The organism is Novosphingobium sp. HNCC26DJ243 (assembly GCF_057180545.1).
The window spans coordinates 175,538-195,286 of record NZ_JBXUGN010000003.1 but is presented as its reverse complement, the minus strand read 5'-3'; the positions used below and the strand labels follow the sequence as shown (position 1 = coordinate 195,286).

Genomic DNA, 19,749 nt, shown 5'->3' with positions numbered 1-19,749 from the left:
GGCTTTTGCTGCAAGAACACCTGGCCGATGCAGGTTACAATTCCGTTCGGCGCATTTGCCGGTTATGGCGGGCATAATGCTGACGCTGCCCAACCTGCTCACCCTGTCGCGCATCGTGACCGTCCCGCTGCTTGCCGCGCTGCTGTGGTGGCCCGCCTGGCGCCTGGGCTATGCGCTCGCTTTCGGCGTCTACTGCCTGATGGGCATCACCGACTATTTCGACGGCTACCTTGCCCGGGCGCAGGGCGCGGTCAGCAAGCTCGGCATCTTTCTCGATCCGATTGCCGACAAGATCATGGTCGCGGCGGTGATTCTCGTCCTGACCGCACAAGGCATCCTGACCGGACCCTACGTGGGCGACATGCATGTGATTGCAGGCCTTGTGATCCTCGTGCGCGAGATCGCGGTATCGGGCCTGCGCGAATTTCTCGGCGGCATCCAGGTCTCGGTCCCGGTCAGCCGCCTCGCCAAATGGAAGACGACCTTCCAGATGGTTTGCCTTGGCGCGCTGATCCTGGGTCAAGCCATGCCCGGCTGGACGCTCGACGTTGGCCTGATCGTGGTCAACGTGCCGCACACTGTCGGCCTGACGACACTGTGGGCCGCTGCCGTGCTGACTCTTATCACCGGCTGGGACTATTTGCGGGTCGGCCTCAAGCACATGGATTGAGGCTTCAGAAGCCGGTGATCAGCATGTCGAGCGCCAGATTTATGCGATCTTGTTCATGCATGAGGCTGGCAATTCGCTCGCCCATTTCGCGCACAGGCATCGAAGCGGCATATTGCGTCACCATCACATAACGCTGCTCGTTCATCACAAAAACGGGATTGAGCCGTGCTGCAGGTTGCGGGGCGTCCTTTTCACACAGCAACGGCACAACCAATCGGGTGGCAAGATCGTTCAGCAAATCGGCCTGGCAATCAAGCAACAACGTGCCATCGTTCCTGCCAAGATAAACGTCGAATTTTGCCATCAGAACTGGCGGTAGCGGGCGAGTGGCAAACCGTTACGTTCGGCCCAATCGTTTGAACTGGCCAATGCTGCAGCGTTATCCCGCTTCCACTGTTGTGCGTTAGCTGCGGCAATCTCGGCAGCCAGACCAGCCTCGCAGGCGCGCGACACGTTTATGCCGAGGCGTTTGGCCTCATCCACCATGCCGACCTGGAGCGACACATTGGTGGCCTTCCGCTGCCCGTTCGGAAAATCGTGCTTGTGCCGCGTCATATGCGCATTTTTCTGCGCATGATTGCATAAAGTCAACCCGCCCTCAGTTCCGTCGCCAGCATCCGGAATTCTTCGGCGCGCGGGCTGTTCTTGCGCCAGACCAGCGCGATATCGCGCCAGGCGTGGTCGGCCTTGAGCGGGCGGACAACGATCTGGGTGTCGTGGAGAATGCCGGCGTCGATCGCCATCTGCGGCAGCATCGTCAGGCCGAGGCCGTTGTCGACCATCTGGACGAGGGTGTGCAGGGACGTGCCGATCATGGTTGCACTCGCCCGCATTTCCGGGCGGTTGCATGCGGCGAGCGCGTGTTCCTTGAGGCAGTGGCCGTCCTCGAGCAGGAGCAGGCGGGTCTCGTCGATCAGCGCAGGGCTGATCGTGGCCGGAGGATCGCGAGGATCGTCCTTGGGGAAAGCGACGAGCAGCGGGTCCTTGAACAGAATCTCGGATTCGACTTCGCCCGTGGCGAAGGGCAGCGCAAGCAGCACGCAATCGGCGCGGCCATGATGGAGCGATTCGATCGCCGCGGCGCTCGGCTCCTCGCGCAGGAACAGCTTGAGCTGCGGGCGCTCCTTGCGCAGGCGCGGCAGGATGCGGGGCAGGAGAAACGGCGCGATCGTCGGAATCACGCTCATCCGCAACTCGCCTCCTAACGGCGTGCCGTGGCTTTGGACGAGTTCCGACAGTTCCTCGGCCTCGCGCAGCAGGCGATGCGCCTTCGCCACGACCTGGTTGCCGAGCGGCGTGAAGCGCACCACGCGGCGCGTCCGCTCGACCAGTGTCACGCCCAGCAGCGATTCCAGCTCGCGCAGGCCTGCCGACAAGGTCGATTGCGAGACGAAGCAGGAATCTGCGGCGCGCCCGAAATGCCCGTGCTCATGCAGCGCGACGAGGTATTGCAACTGCTTGAGCGTGGGCAGGTACGTGCTCATTCGTCGACGTGCACCACGACTTCGGGTTCATCCGACGAGCCACCGATGTCGTCGATATGCGCCATCTTGAGCTTGCCGCCGACAACGGCGAAGGCGAGCTTGCCTTCGACCAGTTCGAGCGCGTCACGGCCAAACTGTTCGAAGCGCCAGCCTTCGAGGATCGGCAGGTTCTTGCGCTGTCCTGCGGCCAGCAGTTCGAGATCGTCGGTGCGGGCAAGCAGGCGTGCGGCGATGTCGATCTCCCGGCTGCGAATCTTGAGCAGCAGCTTGAGCAGATCGGCCACGAGCGCGCCTTCCTTGCCCAGCGGCGCACCACGCGGAGCCTTGGGCGGCATCTCGGCGTCGGTCAGCGGCTTTGCATCGGCAAGCGTCTGCATCAGGCGGCGGCCGATGTCGTTTTCCTTCCAGCCCGATGAAAGTCCGCGGACCTTGGCAAGGTCTGCCTGATCACGCGGCGGGTGGCTGGCGATGTCGGCCAGGGTTTCATCGCGCATGATGCGGCCGCGCGGAATGTTCTTGTCCATCGCCTCGCGCTCGCGCCAGGCGGCCAGCGCCTTGAGGCGGCCGAGCACGGCGGGATTGCGGCTGGGCGCGCGGATCTTCTGCCACGCGGTTTCCATGTCGGTGCGATAGTTCGCCGGATCGGCGAGCTTTTCCATCTCGATGTCGAGCCATTCGCCGCGCCCGGTCTTGATCAGGCGCTTCAGCAGCTTGGGGAAAATCTTCGAGAGGTGGGTGACGTCGCCAATGGCGTATTCGATCTGGCGTTCGGTCAGGGGGCGGCGTGACCAGTCGGTAAAGCGCGCGCCCTTGTCGATCGTCAGGCCAAGCCAGCTCTCGACAAGGTTGGAATAACCGATCTGCTCGGACTGGCTGACCGCCATCATCGCGATCTGCGTGTCGAAGATCGGGTGAGGGGTCTTGCCGGTGAGGTTGTAGATGATTTCCACGTCCTGCCCGCCGGCGTGAAAGATCTTCAGCACGTCTTCGTTGTCGCACATGAGATCAAGCAAGGGCTTCAGGTCGATGCCGGGCGCAAGCGGATCAATTGCCGCGGCTTCCTTGTCGTCCGCGATCTGCACCAGGCAGAGTTCGGGCCAATAGGTGTTCTCGCGCATGAATTCGGTGTCGACCGTGACGAAATCGGCGGTGGAAAGCCTTGCGCAAAGTTCGGCGAGGGCTTCGGTCGTGGTGATCAGCGGATGTATCTTCATCGGACTTTTCTGGTATGGCCCGATCGCGGGAAAGGGCCCGGTGGTGTCCCCTGCCGGGGACTTCGTCTTGCCCCGCCCTCTTTTGCCTGAGGGGGCTGTGGCTTGACAAATCCGCAGCCATCGCCTGTTAGCCGCGCATTCCCCCTGCCCGATTGCAGACCGATTGGAAAGAGTTTCAATGCACCTTTATCGTTCCCATACCTGCGGCGCCCTCACGCGCGGTGATGTCGGACAGACTGTCCGCCTTTCGGGCTGGGTGCATCGCAAGCGAGACCATGGCGGCGTGCTGTTCGTCGATCTGCGCGACCACTACGGCATGACCCAGATCGTCGCCGATGCCGACAGCCCGGCTCTGGCGATCCTAGAAGGCCTGCGCGTGGAATCGGTCGTCACGATCGACGGTGAGGTCAAGGCGCGTGCCGAAGGTACCGCCAACGCCAACCTTTCGACCGGCGAAATCGAAGTCTTCGCACGCGGTGCCACGGTGCTTTCGGCTGCCGAAGAACTGCCGATGCCGGTGGCGGGTGAGCAGGAATACCCTGAGGACATCCGCCTGCGCTATCGCTTCCTCGACCTTCGCCGCGAAACGCTGCACGCCAACATCGTCACCCGTACCAAGGTCATCTCGGACATGCGCCGCCGGATGGAAGGCGCCGGCTTCACCGAATATTCGACGCCGATCCTGACCGCGTCCTCGCCCGAAGGTGCGCGCGACTTCCTCGTGCCGAGCCGCATCCATCCGGGCAAGTTTTACGCGCTGCCGCAGGCGCCGCAGCAGTACAAGCAACTGCTGATGGTCGCGGGCTTCGATCGCTATTTCCAGATTGCGCCCTGCTTCCGCGACGAAGACCCGCGCGCAGATCGTCTGCCTGGCGAGTTCTACCAGCTCGACCTCGAGATGAGCTTCGTCACTCAGGAAGAAGTGTGGGAGACGATGGAGCCGGTGATCGGCGGCGTGTTCGAGGCGTTTGCCGAAGGTCGCGCGGTGACGCCGACCGGCAGCTTCCCGCGCATCCCCTATGCCGAAGCCATGCTCAAGTACGGCTCGGACAAGCCCGACCTGCGCAACCCGATCATCATCCGCGAAGTCTCGGACGAATTCCGCGAATCCGGATTTGGCCTGTTCGAGAAGATCGTCGGTTCGGGCGGCACCGTCCGCCTGATTCCTGCGCCGAACACCGCCGAGAAGAGCCGCAAGTTCTTCGACGAAATGAACGACTGGGCGCGTGCGGAAGGCCACGCAGGGCTTGGCTATGCCACTCGCAAGGGCGGCGTGTTCGGCGGGCCGATCGCCAAGAACCACGGCGAGGACAAGATGGCCGCGCTGTTCGACGCATTGGGTCTGGGGCCGGACGACGGCTGCTTCTTTGCCGCAGGCAAAGAAGAGCAGGCGGCGAAGCTCGCCGGTCTAGCGCGTACCCGCGTTGCCGAGCAACTCGGCCTGATCGACAAGGATCGCTTCGAGTTGTGCTGGATCGTCGATTTCCCGTTCTACGAATGGGACGAGGACAACAAGAAGGTCGAATTCAGCCACAACCCGTTCTCGATGCCGCAGGGCGGACTTGAAGCGCTGAACACGCAGGATCCGCTGACGATCAACGCATTTCAGTACGATCTGGTTTGCAACGGCTTCGAGATCGCATCGGGTTCGATCCGCAACCAGTCGCCCGAGACGATGGTCAAGGCGTTCGAACTGGTCGGCCTGTCGAAGCAGGACGTCGAGGACCGCTTCGGCGGCCTCTACCGCGCCTTCCAGTACGGCGCTCCGCCGCACGGCGGCATGGCAGCGGGCGTGGACCGCATCGTCATGTTGATCTGCGGTGCGCAGAACCTGCGCGAAATCACGCTGTTCCCGATGAACCAGCGCGCCGAAGACCTGCTTATGGGGGCGCCGTCTCCGGCAGCCCTGAAGCAGTTGCGCGAGCTGCATGTCCGCGTGATCGAGCCGAGCAAGGGATGAGCCGGATCGTGCGCGCGCTGTGGTGATCCGCAGCGGGGCACTTGCCAGCGTTCAATCCGTTCATTAGGGCGAAAGCCGAACAAATAACCAACCGCTTTCCTTCGAAGGGGCATTTCATGAGCGATACCGCCGACCGCGTTAAGAAGATCGTTGTCGAGCACCTCGGCGTCGAGGCTGACAAGGTCACCGAAGAGGCTAGCTTCATTGACGATCTGGGCGCTGACTCGCTCGACATCGTCGAGCTGGTGATGGCCTTCGAAGAAGAATTTGGCGTCGAGATCCCCGACGATGCGGCCGAGAAGATCTCGACCGTGCAGGACGCGATCAAGTACATCGACGAAAACAAGGGCTGATCGCCCAGAGCCACCCGGGGTTCCCGGCCTGTCGCAGGCGGTGGAGCCGTCCGGCCTGAACGGGCTGGGCAGGGGAGGACTTCGGCAGGCTCAGCCTCTTTTACGGGGCTGGGCCTGTTTGCATATTTCCCGGAGATTTCAATGCGTCGTGTCGTCGTAACCGGACTTGGTCTTGTCACCCCGCTGGGTGCGGACGTTGAAACCGTGTGGAAGAACCTGCTTGCCGGCAAGTCCGGTGCAGGGCCGATCACGCGTTTCGATGCGAGCGACCAGAAGTGCCAGATCGCTTGCGAGGTAAAACCGGCCGACCATGAATACGGCTTCGATCCGAACAAGCGCGTCGACCACAAGGTGCAGCGCCAGGTCGATCCGTTCATCGTCTACGGCATCGATGCTGCAGGGCAAGCGATCGAGGACGCAGGGCTCGAGGACATGCCTGAGGACATGCGCATGCGCGCGGGCTGCTCGATCGGCTCGGGCATCGGGGGCCTTCCCGGTATCGAAAGCGAATCGCTGGTGCTTGCGGGCAAGGGCCCCTCGCGCGTCAGCCCGCACTTCGTGCACGGCCGCCTCATCAACCTGATTTCGGGCCAGGTATCGATCAAGTACGGCCTCATGGGCCCGAACCACGCCGTCGTCACCGCCTGCTCGACCGGTGCGCACTCGATCGGCGATGCCGCGCGCATGATTCGTGATGATGATGCCGACATCATGCTGGCAGGCGGTGCCGAAGGCACGATCTGCCCGATCGGCGTGGCCGGGTTCGCTCAGGCACGCGCACTTAATTGCAGCTTCAACGACCGCCCCGAGCAGGCAAGCCGCCCCTATGACAAGGGTCGCGACGGGTTCGTCATGGGCGAAGGCGCCGGCGTCGTCGTCCTCGAGGAGTATGAGCACGCCAAGGCCCGCGGTGCGAAGATTTACGCCGAAGTCGTCGGTTACGGCCTCTCGGGCGACGCCTATCACGTCACCGCGCCGCATCCTGAGGGCAAGGGTGCGGAACTGGCGATGCGCATGGCGCTGAAGAAGGCTGGCCTGAACGCGGGCGACATCGACTACGTCAACGCCCACGGCACCTCGACGATGGCCGACACGATCGAACTGGCAGCGGTCAAGCGCGTGCTGGGCGACGATCTGTCCGGCGCATCGATGAGCAGCACCAAGTCTGCCATCGGTCATCTGCTGGGCGGCGCTGGTGCGGTCGAGGCAATCTTCTGCATTCTTGCGCTGCGCGACCAGATCGTCCCGCCGACGCTGAACCTCGAAAACCCCGATGAAGGCACCGAAGGCGTCGATCTCGTCCCGTTGGTCGCCAAGAAGCGCAAGGTGCGCGCAGCGCTGAACAATTCGTTCGGCTTTGGCGGCACCAATGCGAGCATCATCGTCAAGGCGGTGGAAGACTGAGAGGGGCGATCGCGATGGCGCGCCGTCGCAAACGCTTGGCCCCGATTGCGGGTGCCCTTGTTCTGCTCGCGAGCATTCTGTGGCTGGTGGGCGGCTGGTTCGCATCGGGCCCGCTCGCCAGCCAGCTGGAATTCGACGTGGGCGAGGGCGAAGGGCTGAGCGCGCTTGCCGACGATCTCGAGCAAGATGGCGCAATTGATTCGGCCACGGTGTTCAAGCTGCGTGCGCGACTGCTGGGAGGCGGCACCGAAGTAAAGGTCGGTTCGTTCCTGCTGCCCAAGGGCGTCAGTGAAGCGACCATTCTCGAGATCCTAAAGGGCGACAAGGTCATCCGCCGTCTCGTCACGATCCCCGAAGGCATGCCCTCGGTCATGGTGGCCGAACGCCTGACCGCCAACAAGGATCTGGTCGGTCCGGTCGTGGTTCCCGGTGAAGGCACCGTGCTGCCCGACAGTTACGACTGGCAGAAGGGCGAAACCCGCGCCGCGGTGCTCAAGCGGATGCAGGCGGCCATGGACAAGACGCTTGCCGAGCTATGGGCCAAACGCTCCTCCCGAACGGTTGCAAAGACACCGCAGGAGGCTCTCGTCCTGGCATCGATCGTCGAAAAGGAAACCGGCAAGCCCTCGGAGCGGCGCATGGTAGCCGGGCTCTATTCCAATCGCCTTCGCCAGCGCATGCTGCTTCAGGCCGATCCCACGATCATCTACCCGATCACCAAGGGCAAGCCGCTCGGCCGGCGGATACGCCAGTCCGAAATTCAGGCGGTCAACGGCTACAATACCTATACGATGATCGGCTTGCCGGTGGGGCCCATCACCAACCCGGGCCGCGATTCCATCGCCGCCGTGCTCGATCCTGCAGAAACGGACGCGCTCTTCATGGTTGCCGACGGTTCGGGCGGGCATGTCTTTGCCAGTACGCTGCAGGAGCACAATGCCAACGTCGCCAAGTGGTTCGCCTTGCGCAAGGCGCGGGGCGAGATGTGACATCCGAGCCAAAACAGTCCGTTCTGGTGGTGAATTGCTGTTAATTTAAGAATGTGGCCCTAAGGTGTTTTCCGGAGGCACGGGGTGCAGGCATTGCTTGCACCCGGAATCCAGGGAACATTCAGGCTGTGCCGGATGATCTGCGCAAGCACGTCGCCGCGGCTTTGCCGAATGTTCCCGCTGCTCCAACTTCATCCCGACCTGTCTCGATGGGCACTTGCCTTTGGTCGGCCGCTGGGCTGAGCATCGGCAGGTGAACGATCGTCCCAAGCATCTCGCCCCGCTGATCGTGACGGCGCAGTTGCCGCCTCAGCTTGGAGGCTGGGCAGATGCCTTGCGCAAGGCGCACTTCCCGCCAGAGCGCAATCACCTGCGCGCGCATGTCACGTTGTTCCACGCGCTTCCTGCGCCCCTGCTCGACGAAGTCAGAGCCCTGCTTGCCAGCCTTGCGGCCGAACATGCGCCCGTCGCGGCGCGGCTGACCTCGATCATGGATCTGGGAGGGGGAACTGCCTTCCGCATAGACAGCCCCGGGATGGTAGAATTGCGTGAACGCATTGCCGAGCACTTCCACGGCATGCTCACCGCGCAAGACGGCCACGGTCTCCGCCTTCACGTCACCATTCAGAACAAGGTCGAGCGCAAGGCAGCACAGGCACTTCAGGCAAGCCTTGCAGCGACATTCATCCCCCGCGACTTTGTCTTCGCTGGCCTTGGCCTTCATCATTACATGGGCGGCCCGTGGGAAGAAGCTGGGCGCTGGTCCTTTCGCGGCCGCACAAGGGCTCCGGGTTGAAACAGCAACACGCCGTGGCTTGATTGCAAGGGCGTCACAGGGCATCGCCAGCGCCGCGATACGTGCAAAGGACACGCGATGACCGAGCCCCAATGGTACGCAGCCGGACGTGAGCACGTGTGGCTGCCCTATACGCAGATGAAGACGGTGCGTCCCGCCCTGCCGGTCGTCTCTGCGCAGGGCACGCGGCTCACGCTTGCCGATGGCCGTGAACTGGTCGACGGCATTTCCAGCTGGTGGGCGACCGTTCATGGCTATCGCCACCCCCACATCGAGGAGGCGGTGTGTCGCCAGCTCGAGACCCTGCCGCACGTCATGCTGGGCGGGCTTGCGCATGAGCAGGCCTATGTTCTGGCGCGGCGGCTGGCTGCTCTGCTCCCGGGCGATCTCGACCACGTGTTCTACAGCGATTCCGGCTCTGTCGCGGTTGAAGTCGCGATGAAGATGGCCGCGCAATACTGGCTCAACCAGGGCCAGCGCCGCGTGAAGTTTCTTTGTTTTCGCGGCGGCTATCATGGCGACACTTTCGCCACGATGAGCGTGTGCGACCCCGACGAGGGCATGCACAGCCTGTTCAAGGGTGCGCTGCTCGAACAGGTCGTTGTCGATCTGCCGCGCAATGCCGCAGATGAGGCGGCGCTCGACGAATTGATCGGGCGCCATCGCGGCGAACTTGCCGGAATCATCGTCGAGCCACTGGTGCAGGGCGCGGGTGGCATGGTGTTTCACGAGAGCGTCACGCTGCAGGCCCTGCGCCGGCTTGCCGACGCGCACGATCTCCTCCTGATCTTCGACGAGATATTCGTCGGGCTGGGTCGCCTGGGCGAGGCCATGTTCGCCTGTCAGATCGCAGGCGTCCAGCCCGACATCGTGACGCTGTCCAAGGCGCTGACCGGCGGCACGCTGCCTCTTGCCGCGACCATCGCCAGCCGTCGGATCTACGAACGCTTCCTCTCGGACGATCCGCTCCACGCGCTGATGCATGGTCCAACCTACATGGGCAACGCCATGGGCTGCGCGGCGGCGAATGCCTCGCTCGACCTGTTCGAAAGCGAGCCCCGGCTGGAACAGGCGCGCGCCATCGGTGCGCAGCTAGAAAGTCTGCTCACCCCGGCGCGCGATCTGCCTGGTGTACGTGACGTGCGCGTGCGCGGGGCGATCGGCGTGATCCAGCTTGACGGGCCCGCGCCCGCTGATCGTCTCTCGGCTGCTTGCATCGCGCGCGGCGTCTGGCTCCGCCCCTTCCGCGACATTCTCTACACCACTCCGCCACTCGTCACCGGCGAAGAGGACATCGCCCGTATTGCGTGCGCCATGGTCGAATCCGTGCAGGAATGGAGCCGAGAGAGACCCGTTTGACCGGCAACGAAGAAATCCCCGAAAAAGGGTTGCCACTCTCCAGCCCCATGGCTAAACGGCGCCCCTGTCCAAGAGGCACGCCGCTTTAGCTCAGTCGGTAGAGCACATCATTCGTAATGATGGGGTCACGTGTTCGAGTCACGTAAGCGGCACCACTTCTCCCATTCGCCAATGGCCGCGTTTGGTTGAAAAACCCCGGAAATCTGTCATAAACTGGAATGGCTTAACCGCCAGTGCTCGCTGACGTTCGTCTCTGATGAAAGTCGTGGCCCCCGGTGGCAATTTCGACGACCGCAATCCGAAACGCGAAGCCGCAAGCGAAGCCCTGCAAGCTGACCGACGAAAAGGGGCTGTTTCTGCTCGTCCATGCATCGAGGGGCATGCTCTGGCGCATGAAAATCGGGTCAGTGGTCTGGCCCAGTCGGCAACCTTCAAAGCGTCGTCCAGATCAGTTTCGCCATTCGCAACCGGCCGGTGGTTTATGTTCGCAGACCTGCTAGGCAGGGCAGCATGACCAAGATCCACAAGCTTTCCGGTATCGTCGAAGTTGACGGGTATCAATACGAGTGGGAGCTGCGGAGCGAGCCGCAGTGGAGCGAGTCTGAAGGCTGGAAGGGCATGACCGTTTCTTTGCTGCGCAGGCAAACCCTACGCGGAGCCTTGCTGGAATTCCCCCCGCCGAAGCGCTTGCTGAAAGGCATGCAACGAGGCCGCCTCCAGATCGGCGACGCTGTGGTAATCAGGGGCATTCAGGCAGCGCTGCTCGCCGGTTGGGAGCCTGCTTCTCGGGGAAAGCCCATGGTTTTCGAAGTCGATGCTGATGGCAATTAGCCGCAGGCACCTGACAGTTGGCGCCTGCTGCTCGGCTATTTGTCCTTTCGGATAAGGGCACGATGAGGATTTGTTCTAGTCGCTCAGCCAATCGGCTGTGATTTCGCCCCTATGCCCCTCGGGCGCCAGCGCGAAGCGCAAGGTTTCCAGAAGAGGCGGCAGTGCCTGCGTGAAGGCGTACGGCGGGTTGACGATGAAAAGGCCCGCACCGTTATAGATGCCGGGCTGAACGCCGTCGTACAACCAATGCTCCACGCACAGCAATTTCGGGATGCCGAGCTTGCTCAGTTGTTCCTTCCATCGCCAATGTGCGGCACGGTCTTTCAGCGGATACCAGATCACCGTCACACCATGCGCCCATTTGCGGTGAGCCGCAGCGAGAGTCGCTGTAATACGCGCGCGTTCGTCCAGTTGTTCGTACGGCGGGTCGACCACCACCACGCCGCGCGGGGTGCGAGGTGGCAGCATCGCGAGCCAAAGCTCATAGGCGTCGCGCTCATGCACGGCAGCGGAAGTGTCGCGCATCACACCGCGCAGGGCATAGGCGTCCTCGGGATGCTTTTCGTTCAGTATCAGGAAATCCTGTGGGCGCAGAAGCTGCGCCAGGATCCGCGGTGAGCCCGGGTACAGGCGCGGCTCAGCTCCGACATTCACGGCCTGTACGGCGGCGCGGTAGTCGTTCAGCAAGGGGTTCGGTTCGTCAAAGGCCCGCAACACGCCCTGCGTGGATTCGCCGGTGCGTTGGGCCTCATCGCCATAGAGGTTATACAGCCCGCAGCCGGCATGGGTGTCGATCAGGGTCAGCGCGCTTTCTTTGTGCTGAAGGGCCTTCACGAGAGCGATCAGCAGGCTGTGCTTCACGACATCGGCGCTATTGCCCGCATGGAAAGAATGGCGATAATTCATTGTGATTTAGAACCTGACGAACTGCCTTTGGACGTAGCCGCTGGTCGCCGAAGCCAAACACGAGGCGATTGAAGCAACCAATCGGATGCCCGTATAGCTTCGAGCGGAAACCTTCAAAGCACTTCTGCGCATAGCAGAAATGCCGCATTGGTGATCGTCACAAGAGCTGGAGAAGAAGGGCTACGGTCGCGCGGAGTTGTCAGTGGCTGCTTGAACTGATTGCCTCTAAATTCCGACGAGTGAGCAGCATGGCGGTCAGGCGATGCGCGCGGGCAGGGGCTTCGTCATTTTTACGAAGGGGACGGGCGTGCCATCGCAGTCGAAGGCGATGCGTTCGATGGGGGTGTAGCCGCAGGTTGCGTAAAAGGGTTCACCGGGCAGGGTTGCCATTAATTCGCACTGTCTGAAGCCGGCGGCGCAGGCCGCGCTTTCGCAGGCGTCGAGAAGAGCCCGGCCAACGCCTGACCTTGCGGCATCGGGCGCGACGAAGAACGCGCGAATCTTGGCAGGATCGTGCGCAGGATCCAGCAGGCCCGATTGCCGACCGATGAAACGGTCGCCGCCAAAAAGCGTGGCGCGCCTGCTCCACCCGCCGCACCCGAGGAGAATTCCGGGCTCACCGGCCTTTTCGGCAACGAGATAGGTGCCGTCCGCAACGAGTTCGCTGTCAACGCCGAAGACATGGGCAATGGCCGCCTCGATTTCGGCTTGGGAGTAGTATCCTTGGCTCAGCGCACGCGCCGATTGCTCGATGATCGCCTCGAGCGCGGGAATTTCGGCCGCCAAGGCGGGGCGGATGGTCGCTTTCATAGTCATGTGCTGGCTGCTTTAACGTCCGATGCGCCGAAACGCACGAGCGGACGCGACAGTCGCGCCCGCTCGCCGATTGTCGAATTCAGGCGGCCATTGCCCGTTCATGTAGGCGGGTAATTGCATCGAGCGACGAGAGCATTGCGCCTTCCTGCCAGCAACCGTAATAGGATGCGTGTTCGCCCGCCAGAACGATGCGGCCGTCCATGCTGACAAGGTTCTGGTAATGCGCGGCGCGGCTTTCTTCGGTCCAGGTGGCGCAGCAGCCGAGGATCCACGGCATGCGGCTCCAGGCGAGCGATGCGCCCGTGCGGAATTCGGACTTGTACTCTGCAGGATGGAACACCGATCCCTGATCGAGAGCGGTCTGGATGCGCTTCTCGGGCGTCATGCCGGCAAGCATGTAGGCACCGGGACCGAACGGGTATGCACCCAGGATCACCGCCGGACCATCGCTGAACGATCCCGCGCTCGGATAGGAAATCAGCGAGATCGCCTGGTCCGTGAACGAGATGCCGCCATAGATCGCGTGATCGGTTTCCCAGAAGCGGCGCTTCATTTCGAGCCCGATCTTGACGGAATTGCCATAGGGGAGGGCGCGGATCGCCGCCTTCTTTTCGGCCGAGACCTGGAAGTCGATCTGGTTGAGCACGGGCGCAGGAATCGTGCAGACCATCCAGTCGGCGCTGGTCGTGCCCGTGGTGCCAGACTTCGTGTCGGTCCAGGTAGCGGTTACTCCCTTGTCGTCCTGTGCGATTTTGGTCACGCGCGTGTTGAAGCGGATCATCTTGCCCAGGCGCGACTGAAAGGCCTTGCCGATGTTGTCCATCCCGCCCTTGGGCTGAAACATCGTGGTCTGCATGACGTGCTCGGCGAAGAAGCCGATCTGGTTCCAGATCTTGCTGTCGAGCGTCTGGGACAGGCTGAAGGGATCGTTCGGGATCGGCGCGCCATTGACTCCGCCACCGGGAGGCCGCTCCCATCCGCGTTCGTTGCCCAGCGCCATGCTCTTGGTGTATTTCATGTCCTTGTCGAGCACGCCCCACTCGCGCATCGCCTCGAGCAGACGCGCCTTGTCCTCGGCCGTCACGGTGCTGTCGAGCGCGCCCGCATCGAGCGATTTGGCGAGCAGCTCCGAGACGTGGCCCTTCCAGTCCACGCTGAGATCGCGGTAGGTCTGGGGCTTGCCGCCGAACGCATTCTTCTGATGGATCAACGCATTGTGGTTGATCTGGAGGAACGGCTCCAGCGCGACGCCAAGTTCCTTGCAGTAATGCAGCACGGTGCGGTGATGATAGGGAATGCGCCAAGGGCCGGGGTTGAGATAATTGCCGGGAGCGAAATCGACCTTCTGGGTCGATCCGATCTCGGTAATCGTATCGCCGCCGCGCACGGTGTAGTTGCGCCCCCCTGCGCGCCCTTGAAACTCGAGGATCTGCACCTTGTACCCGGCTTTCACCAGTTCATAGGCGGCAAGCATCCCGGCAAGGCCCGCGCCGAGAACCAGCACGGTCGAACCCGGCTTTGCGCCCGAAAGCTTCGGCGGGCCGGAAAACTGGCTGTCCTTGGCATGCCCCAGCACGGTCATGGCCTGATAGAGCGCGGCAGCGCCCCCGGCCTTGCCGATCATGGTCAGAAGATCGCGGCGGGTAGGCGGCGTGAAATCGTCGAGCATTGAGACCCCCTCGTGGTCGGGTAGGAACTGTCCTTGCGCTGCCGTCAGTGGCCGCAGGTGCCGCACTCAGGTACCGGCGGGTTCGCCGAGCCGATGCGCTCGATATCGGCTACGGTGACCGGATCCTGGTAATCGTTGAAATGGCCACGAACGTAAGTGAGGACCGACGCCATTTGCTTCTTGTCGAGAATGTCGGTGAACCAGGGCATGCCGCCGCGGCCCTTGAGCAGGATGATGATCGGGTAGTCCTTGTCGGCAAGGTTGGCATTACCGGCCAGCGCAGGGATCATCGCGCCGTATTCGCCGCCGCCCTTGGCATCGGCCATGTGGCAGGCCTGACAGATCTGTTCGTAGATTTCCTTGCCCTCGCTGGGGACTTCGACGTCGGCACCAGGACCGGGCCGATCCTGCGCAATGCCGGGGGAAGCAACGATGGCACCTGCGGCGATGGTCGCAGAAACAAAGAGGCAGAGTGCTTGCCCGGTTATCTTTTTCATGGTGCTCTCTTGCTTGCGGGAAATGTCATTGGCGCCAGCTCTCAAGGTCTGGCCCCAGCGTCTGCGCCAGTGGTCCGAGAAACGGCTCGAACTTGCGCCAATGATCGAGGCCCGAGCGGTAGATCGGCTGGCGTACCTGCTCGGAACTTACCGTGCGCACGGCGCGATCGTTTTCGAAGAAGCGCAAGGTCGCAGGATCGAAATCGACGCCAACAGCCTCAAGCAGCGCACGTATTTCAGGCTCGGTCCGATCGACGAGATCCTCGTAGATCACCGTATGAACCGCGCCCGGGCGGATGCTGCCGAAGTGCCTCACGATTGCGAGGTAATGGCGGTAGTATGCTGCCAGATCCGCTTGCGCGTAGGAGTACTCCTGCCCTTCGGCAAAGAGCTGCTTGAAGGCGGAAAAGCAGGCCGCCATCGGATGGCGCCGCACGTCGATGATGCGCGCCCTGGGCAGGATCAGGCGGATCAGCCCGATGTGCCGAAAGTTGTTGGGCATCTTGTCGATGAAGCGGGCCCGCCCGAGCCGGCGGTGGACTTGTGCGAGTGCCAGGTATTCCTCACCCCAACCGCGCAGTTCGGCGGCCGTCGCACCGGCGAGCCGCTGCGCACCACCTTCGCGTTCGATGCGGTCGGCGATCAGGCCGATGTAGGGCAGTTCCATCGTACCTTCGATGGCGGGATGGCTGGCGAGAATCTGTTCAACCAGCGTCGATCCTGAGCGCGGCAGGCCCACAATAAAGATCGGAGAGTCATCGGTCGCTCCCATGCCGTCGCGCTCGGCAAGGAACTGGGCGGTAAAGCCCTGTTGCAAGTGGGCTGCCTCTGCGGCGTAGTCGCGTTCCGCAATCAGAAAACGTCTGCGGGCAAGCGCCGCTCCCGTTTCGTAATGGGCAAACGCACCGGCAGCATCGCCGGCATCCTCGAAACGCCGGCCCAGCGCATATTCGAGATGCATCCGATCGCCCTCGGGCAGCAGCAGGACGCGCTGGCGCAACATTTCCGCTTCGTCGGCAGCGGTAAGCGCGCCGACCTTGAGGTTCGCAAGGCTCCACCACGCCTCGCCTGATTGCGGAGCAAGCGCCGCGGCACGGCGGTAGGCGGCGATGGCTGTGTCACGCATCCCGGCAGTGCGGGCAGCATGACCATGGTTGATGGCAATGGCGGCGTTAGCCGGGAAGGCCGCAACCAGTTCGGCGTGAATGGCCTCTGCGCCTTCGTCGTCGCCCAGCAGGGCAAGGCATGCCGCCTGCAGATTGCGATAGGCAAGGTTCGAAGGATCGGTCTCGAGCAGGGGCGCGAGTTCCTGCATCGCACGTCCCGCCTTCCGCGCGGCATAAAGCGCGTGGGCAAGGTCGAAGCGGATGCGATTTGCCGAGGGAGCCAGTGCCAGTGCGTGGCGCAGAAGCGTCTCGGCCGATTGCAACGAATGCCGTGCGACATGGCAGGCGGCCGTCAGACGAAAGGCCTCGGCGTTGCGGGTGTCGGCAAGGCAGAAGCGCTGAAGGATGGGTTCAGCCTCATCATGGTGCCCGAGCACGACGAGTTCGGCAGCGCGACCGAGGTCCGGATGGCCTGCGGAGATGCGCGCGAGCGCTGCCTTGGCGCGCAGCTCGCGGATTTGATCCCCGCTTGCAAAGGCACGCTGCTCGATCGCCGCCCAGGTCTCGCCATGTCCGGGATCGAGGCGGACGGCTTCGTCGAGTTGCCGGTCGCCTTCTCGTCCGCGTCCCGCAGCGCAGAGACTGAGGCCGAGCTCGTAGCGGGTGCGCGCCGCTTTGGGCCAGGCGCGTGCAAGGTCGTTGAGAAGTGCGATCGCTTCGACCGGTCGATCCAGCCTTCGCAGCGCTGAGGCCAGGATTAGCCGGGGGCGCGGATCGGACGGGGCGCGCGAGACGATGCTGCGGGCGATCGCCTCGGCCCGCGCCGGATCACTTGCCAGCGCCGCGGCAGCCTGTTCAAGCGGGTCCTTTGTCATGATCATCATGGGTGTGCGCGACCAGCTGTCATGGACATATACGTAAAACGTGCCGCAAAGCCCCGGTTGCGGAGAGAGAGGACGGCAACCGGGACCTTGCGGACTTTGTTCATCAGAACGTGAAGGTGGCGCGGGCGTAGTAGTAACCGCCGTTGATACCCCACGGTGTGAACGTCATGGCTGAATCGAAGACGTTGCCGCCATTTGCCGGACGTCCGCCCACGGTCGGGACGGTCGGTGCCTTCTTGTTCAGCAGATTGTTGGCGCCCAGATCGAAGCGCATGAACGACGTCAGCTTGTAGCCCACGTTGAGGTCGGTGATCAGGGTCGTGCCGATCTTGAACTCGGTTGCCCCGGCACCGGTGCCGCTGCCACTGTAGCTGTTCCACTGCGCGGCGGTGCCGTAGAGCGTTTCGCGCAGGTTGATCGAGAAGTCGCCGACGTTCCAGAGCGCGTTGGCGATGACCTTGACCTTGGGAGTCGAGCGGGTCAGCGCATCACGCGAATTGAGGTCGAGCAGCGCTGTCTGGCCGTAGGCGACATTGGTCACCTGTGCCGGAAGCGCATAGACCTTCAGCAGCTTCGTCGTGTTGTAGTTGAAGCCGAGCGTCCAGTTGACCTTGCCCGCATCACCGAAGTCGGACGTGTAGTCCATCGTCGCTTCCACGCCGCGGGTGCGCGTATCGGCACCGTTGGTGAAGATGTTGATGCCGGCATAGGACGTGGCGTCGGTGGTATCGACACCGCGTGCCACCAGCGCATCCATGATCGCCTGCGAGACGATGCCGAACGTGCTGTCGAAGCCGAAGATCGCGGCCGAAGGAACGATGCGCTTCTTCAGAGTGATCTGGTAGGCATCGACTGTGAGCTGCAGGCCCGGCAACGGGTGCGAGACGAAACCGACCGAGTAGTTCATCGACTTTTCAGGCTGAAGATTGCCGAAGCCCAGCGCCTTGGATGCTGGCGAGTTGGGCGGGAATTGCCCGAAAATCGTGCCGGGGCCGACATTGACCGACGAATAGTACGATTCAGCCAGCGTCGGAGCGCGGAAACCGTTCGACACCGTGCCGCGCAGACCGAAATCGGGGCTGAAGTCGTAGCGGGCGGTTGCCTTGCCGGTCCAGACATCTCCGAAATCGCTGTAGTGTTCGTAGCGTCCGGCGAGGTCGAGATGCAGGCCTTCGACCGGATCGGCGGCTATGTCGATGTAACCGGCATAGGCCTTGCGCCCGTTGGTGCCCGCATCGGTCGGTGCAAAGCCAGGATAGGCCTGTGCGCCGCCCTTGTAGTACGATGCAGGCTCACCCGGCGAGATGGCGTAGGTATCCTTGCGGTACTGTCCGCCGAAAGCCAGCGTGATCGGCTTGGCGAGGCCCGCCTCGAAGTCCTTGGTCACGCCTGCTTCAACGGCCCATTCCGAATTGCTCAGGTTGCCGTCGTAGAAATCGGTCTGCGGCGTGATGAGCGTCGGATTGAGCGACTGGAGATCGGCGTAGAGCGCCGGGTTGACAGAGGTGACGGTGTAGAGGTCGACCGAATCCTTGCCGTAAGTCACCGCCAAGTCCCAGGCCCAGCCATCGGCATCGCCCTTGAGGCCGCCGGTCAGCGAGAAATCTTCCTCGCGGATGTTTTCCTGCGGATTGAAGCCGCCGGGGAAGGGATAGACCGTGGTGCCGGTGCTGGTAACGCCCGTGACGCGGGTTGCACGGCGATAGTTCTGGTAGGCATAGGCGGTGCGGTTGCCGTAGCTGCCGAAAGCATAAGCCTGGACGTCGTCGGTCAGGTCATAGCCGGCGTTCAAGGTGGCATTGTAGAGCGAATAGCGGGCATTGCCGTTGATCGGATTGACGCGCGGGGAGAAGGGATTGATCTTCACGCCAGCTGCATCAATCGGATTGATGTCGGTGCGCACTTCGCAGGTCGGCGTGAAATAGCGGCGATCGCAGGTCCCGCGCTGGGTGTTGTCGGCATACTTGTATTCGCCGGTCACGTTCACGAAGCCGCGGTCGCCGATCTTGAAGCCGAAGTTTGCGGCCGTTGCGATGGAATCGCCGTCACCCTTGTAGAACTGGCCCCCGTTGATCGTGAACATTCCGCCCGAGGAATTTTCCTTGAGGATGATGTTGACCACGCCGGCAATGGCGTCCGAACCATACTGGGCGGCGGCACCATCCTGCAGAATTTCGATGCGACCGATGGCATTGGTCGGAATGAAGCTGAGATCGGTCGTGGCCGCACCTGAATAGGGCGAACCGCCCAGCACGGCGAGGTTGGCAGTGAAATGGCGGCGCTTGCCATTGACCAGCACCAGCGTGTCGTTGGGCGAAAGGCCGCGCAGAGCCGCCGTCAGGGTAAGGTTGGCGGTATCGCCACCGGTCGCCTGGAAGTTGAGCGAAGGCAGGCTTTGCGCAAGGACCTGGGTCAGGTCCTGCTGGCCGACGGCGGCCATGGCCTGTGTGCCGACGACTTGGACCGGGGCGGCGCTGTCTGCAGCACGCATGCCGGTCACGCGCGTACCGGTGACGATGATATCGGAAGGCGCTTCTTCGGCTGCGGGCACTTCCTGCGCCATGACAACGGTGGGAAGGCTCGCCGAGGCGAGAAGAGTGGCGATTAGAATTCTGGACTTCGGCGACATACATTGACCCCCTAAGATCGTGTCGCCTTCCACACCCTCATGCGGCGGGGCTGCTTTGCTGACCGGCCCGTCTGACTGGACTTGCAACCCTCATTTTTCATTCACTGCCGGGTGGCCCCGGACAACGCCCCCGACAAAGGCAGTATTGTGACGCGCGCGCCCATACGCCGATTGACGTAGCT

General features: G+C 62.8%; 18 protein-coding genes and 1 tRNA gene. 9 read left to right on the top strand and 10 right to left on the bottom strand.

Annotated elements, in window-relative coordinates; genetic code table 11:
* The first annotated feature begins 76 nt into the window (after positions 1 to 76).
* Positions 77 to 670: a CDP-diacylglycerol--glycerol-3-phosphate 3-phosphatidyltransferase gene (pgsA, locus tag AC2A04_RS11260; RefSeq protein WP_484212435.1), complete on the top strand. Its 594-nt coding sequence runs from the start codon at positions 77 to 79 to the stop codon at positions 668 to 670.
* A 4-nt stretch (positions 671 to 674) separates the two neighbouring features.
* On the opposite strand, the gene AC2A04_RS11255 is transcribed toward pgsA, so the two are convergent.
* From AC2A04_RS11255 to rnd, 4 genes are read right to left on the bottom strand one after another with little or no spacing between them, the layout of a single operon-like run.
* The gene (locus AC2A04_RS11255) at positions 675 to 974 is read right to left on the bottom strand and encodes a CcdB family protein (RefSeq protein ID WP_484212434.1); all 300 of its coding nucleotides are present in this window, start codon (positions 972 to 974) and stop codon (positions 675 to 677) included.
* On the bottom strand, positions 974 to 1,225 hold the full coding sequence (locus AC2A04_RS11250) for a type II toxin-antitoxin system CcdA family antitoxin (RefSeq protein WP_484212433.1): 252 nt from the start codon (positions 1,223 to 1,225) through the stop codon (positions 974 to 976). The genes AC2A04_RS11255 and AC2A04_RS11250 overlap by 1 nt, the downstream gene beginning before the upstream one ends.
* Positions 1,226 to 1,257: 32 nt before the next feature.
* On the bottom strand, positions 1,258 to 2,154 hold the full coding sequence (locus AC2A04_RS11245) for a hydrogen peroxide-inducible genes activator (protein WP_484212432.1): 897 nt from the start codon (positions 2,152 to 2,154) through the stop codon (positions 1,258 to 1,260).
* Positions 2,151 to 3,368 (bottom strand): ribonuclease D, encoded by a 1,218-nt coding sequence (rnd, locus tag AC2A04_RS11240; protein WP_484212431.1) that lies wholly within the window; start codon positions 3,366 to 3,368, stop codon positions 2,151 to 2,153. Before rnd ends, AC2A04_RS11245 begins: the two co-directional genes overlap by 4 nt.
* A gap of 178 nt (positions 3,369 to 3,546) precedes the next feature.
* Here rnd and aspS point away from each other — a divergent pair, with 178 nt between their 5' ends.
* The 8 genes from aspS to AC2A04_RS11200 all read left to right on the top strand — a co-directional run bounded on the left by aspS (position 3,547) and on the right by AC2A04_RS11200 (position 11,060).
* A complete protein-coding gene (aspS, locus tag AC2A04_RS11235) occupies positions 3,547 to 5,328 on the top strand; it encodes an aspartate--tRNA ligase (RefSeq protein ID WP_484212430.1) in 1,782 nt (593 codons plus the stop codon).
* Positions 5,329 to 5,444: 116 nt separating this feature from the next.
* Positions 5,445 to 5,681 carry an acyl carrier protein gene (locus AC2A04_RS11230; protein WP_168853306.1) on the top strand — a complete coding sequence of 79 codons (237 nt, stop codon included), beginning with the start codon at positions 5,445 to 5,447 and terminating at the stop codon, positions 5,679 to 5,681.
* Positions 5,682 to 5,822: 141 nt separating this feature from the next.
* The gene (gene fabF, locus AC2A04_RS11225) at positions 5,823 to 7,085 is read left to right on the top strand and encodes a beta-ketoacyl-ACP synthase II (protein WP_484212429.1); all 1,263 of its coding nucleotides are present in this window, start codon (positions 5,823 to 5,825) and stop codon (positions 7,083 to 7,085) included.
* A gap of 14 nt (positions 7,086 to 7,099) precedes the next feature.
* The gene (gene mltG / locus AC2A04_RS11220) at positions 7,100 to 8,074 is read left to right on the top strand and encodes an endolytic transglycosylase MltG (protein WP_484212428.1); all 975 of its coding nucleotides are present in this window, start codon (positions 7,100 to 7,102) and stop codon (positions 8,072 to 8,074) included.
* A 253-nt stretch (positions 8,075 to 8,327) separates the two neighbouring features.
* Complete coding sequence (locus AC2A04_RS11215) at positions 8,328 to 8,870, top strand: 2'-5' RNA ligase family protein (protein WP_484212427.1); 543 nt, start codon at positions 8,328 to 8,330, stop codon at positions 8,868 to 8,870.
* Between the two features lie 78 nt (positions 8,871 to 8,948).
* The gene (locus tag AC2A04_RS11210; protein ID WP_484212426.1) at positions 8,949 to 10,229 is read left to right on the top strand and encodes an adenosylmethionine--8-amino-7-oxononanoate transaminase; all 1,281 of its coding nucleotides are present in this window, start codon (positions 8,949 to 8,951) and stop codon (positions 10,227 to 10,229) included.
* Positions 10,230 to 10,308: 79 nt separating this feature from the next.
* Positions 10,309 to 10,384: transfer RNA gene (locus tag AC2A04_RS11205), tRNA-Thr, on the top strand.
* Positions 10,385 to 10,739: 355 nt separating this feature from the next.
* Positions 10,740 to 11,060: a hypothetical protein gene (locus AC2A04_RS11200; protein WP_484212425.1), complete on the top strand. Its 321-nt coding sequence runs from the start codon at positions 10,740 to 10,742 to the stop codon at positions 11,058 to 11,060.
* Between the two features lie 75 nt (positions 11,061 to 11,135).
* Here the strand turns inward: AC2A04_RS11200 and AC2A04_RS11195 are convergent, their stop codons facing one another.
* The 6 genes from AC2A04_RS11195 to AC2A04_RS11170 form a co-directional block, all read right to left on the bottom strand.
* A complete protein-coding gene (locus tag AC2A04_RS11195) occupies positions 11,136 to 11,966 on the bottom strand; it encodes a 23S rRNA (adenine(2030)-N(6))-methyltransferase RlmJ (protein ID WP_484212424.1) in 831 nt (276 codons plus the stop codon).
* Positions 11,967 to 12,221: 255 nt separating this feature from the next.
* Positions 12,222 to 12,782: a GNAT family N-acetyltransferase gene (locus tag AC2A04_RS11190; RefSeq protein WP_484212423.1), complete on the bottom strand. Its 561-nt coding sequence runs from the start codon at positions 12,780 to 12,782 to the stop codon at positions 12,222 to 12,224.
* 79 nt (positions 12,783 to 12,861) lie between these two features.
* Positions 12,862 to 14,451 (bottom strand): flavin monoamine oxidase family protein, encoded by a 1,590-nt coding sequence (locus AC2A04_RS11185; RefSeq protein WP_484212422.1) that lies wholly within the window; start codon positions 14,449 to 14,451, stop codon positions 12,862 to 12,864.
* A 44-nt stretch (positions 14,452 to 14,495) separates the two neighbouring features.
* Positions 14,496 to 14,948, bottom strand: a complete 453-nt coding sequence (locus AC2A04_RS11180; RefSeq protein ID WP_484212421.1) for a c-type cytochrome — start codon at positions 14,946 to 14,948, stop codon at positions 14,496 to 14,498.
* A 25-nt stretch (positions 14,949 to 14,973) separates the two neighbouring features.
* Positions 14,974 to 16,938 carry a sulfotransferase gene (locus tag AC2A04_RS11175; protein WP_484212420.1) on the bottom strand — a complete coding sequence of 655 codons (1,965 nt, stop codon included), beginning with the start codon at positions 16,936 to 16,938 and terminating at the stop codon, positions 14,974 to 14,976.
* 103 nt (positions 16,939 to 17,041) lie between these two features.
* Positions 17,042 to 19,567 (bottom strand): TonB-dependent receptor plug domain-containing protein, encoded by a 2,526-nt coding sequence (locus AC2A04_RS11170; RefSeq protein WP_484212419.1) that lies wholly within the window; start codon positions 19,565 to 19,567, stop codon positions 17,042 to 17,044.
* Positions 19,568 to 19,749: the final 182 nt, after the last annotated feature.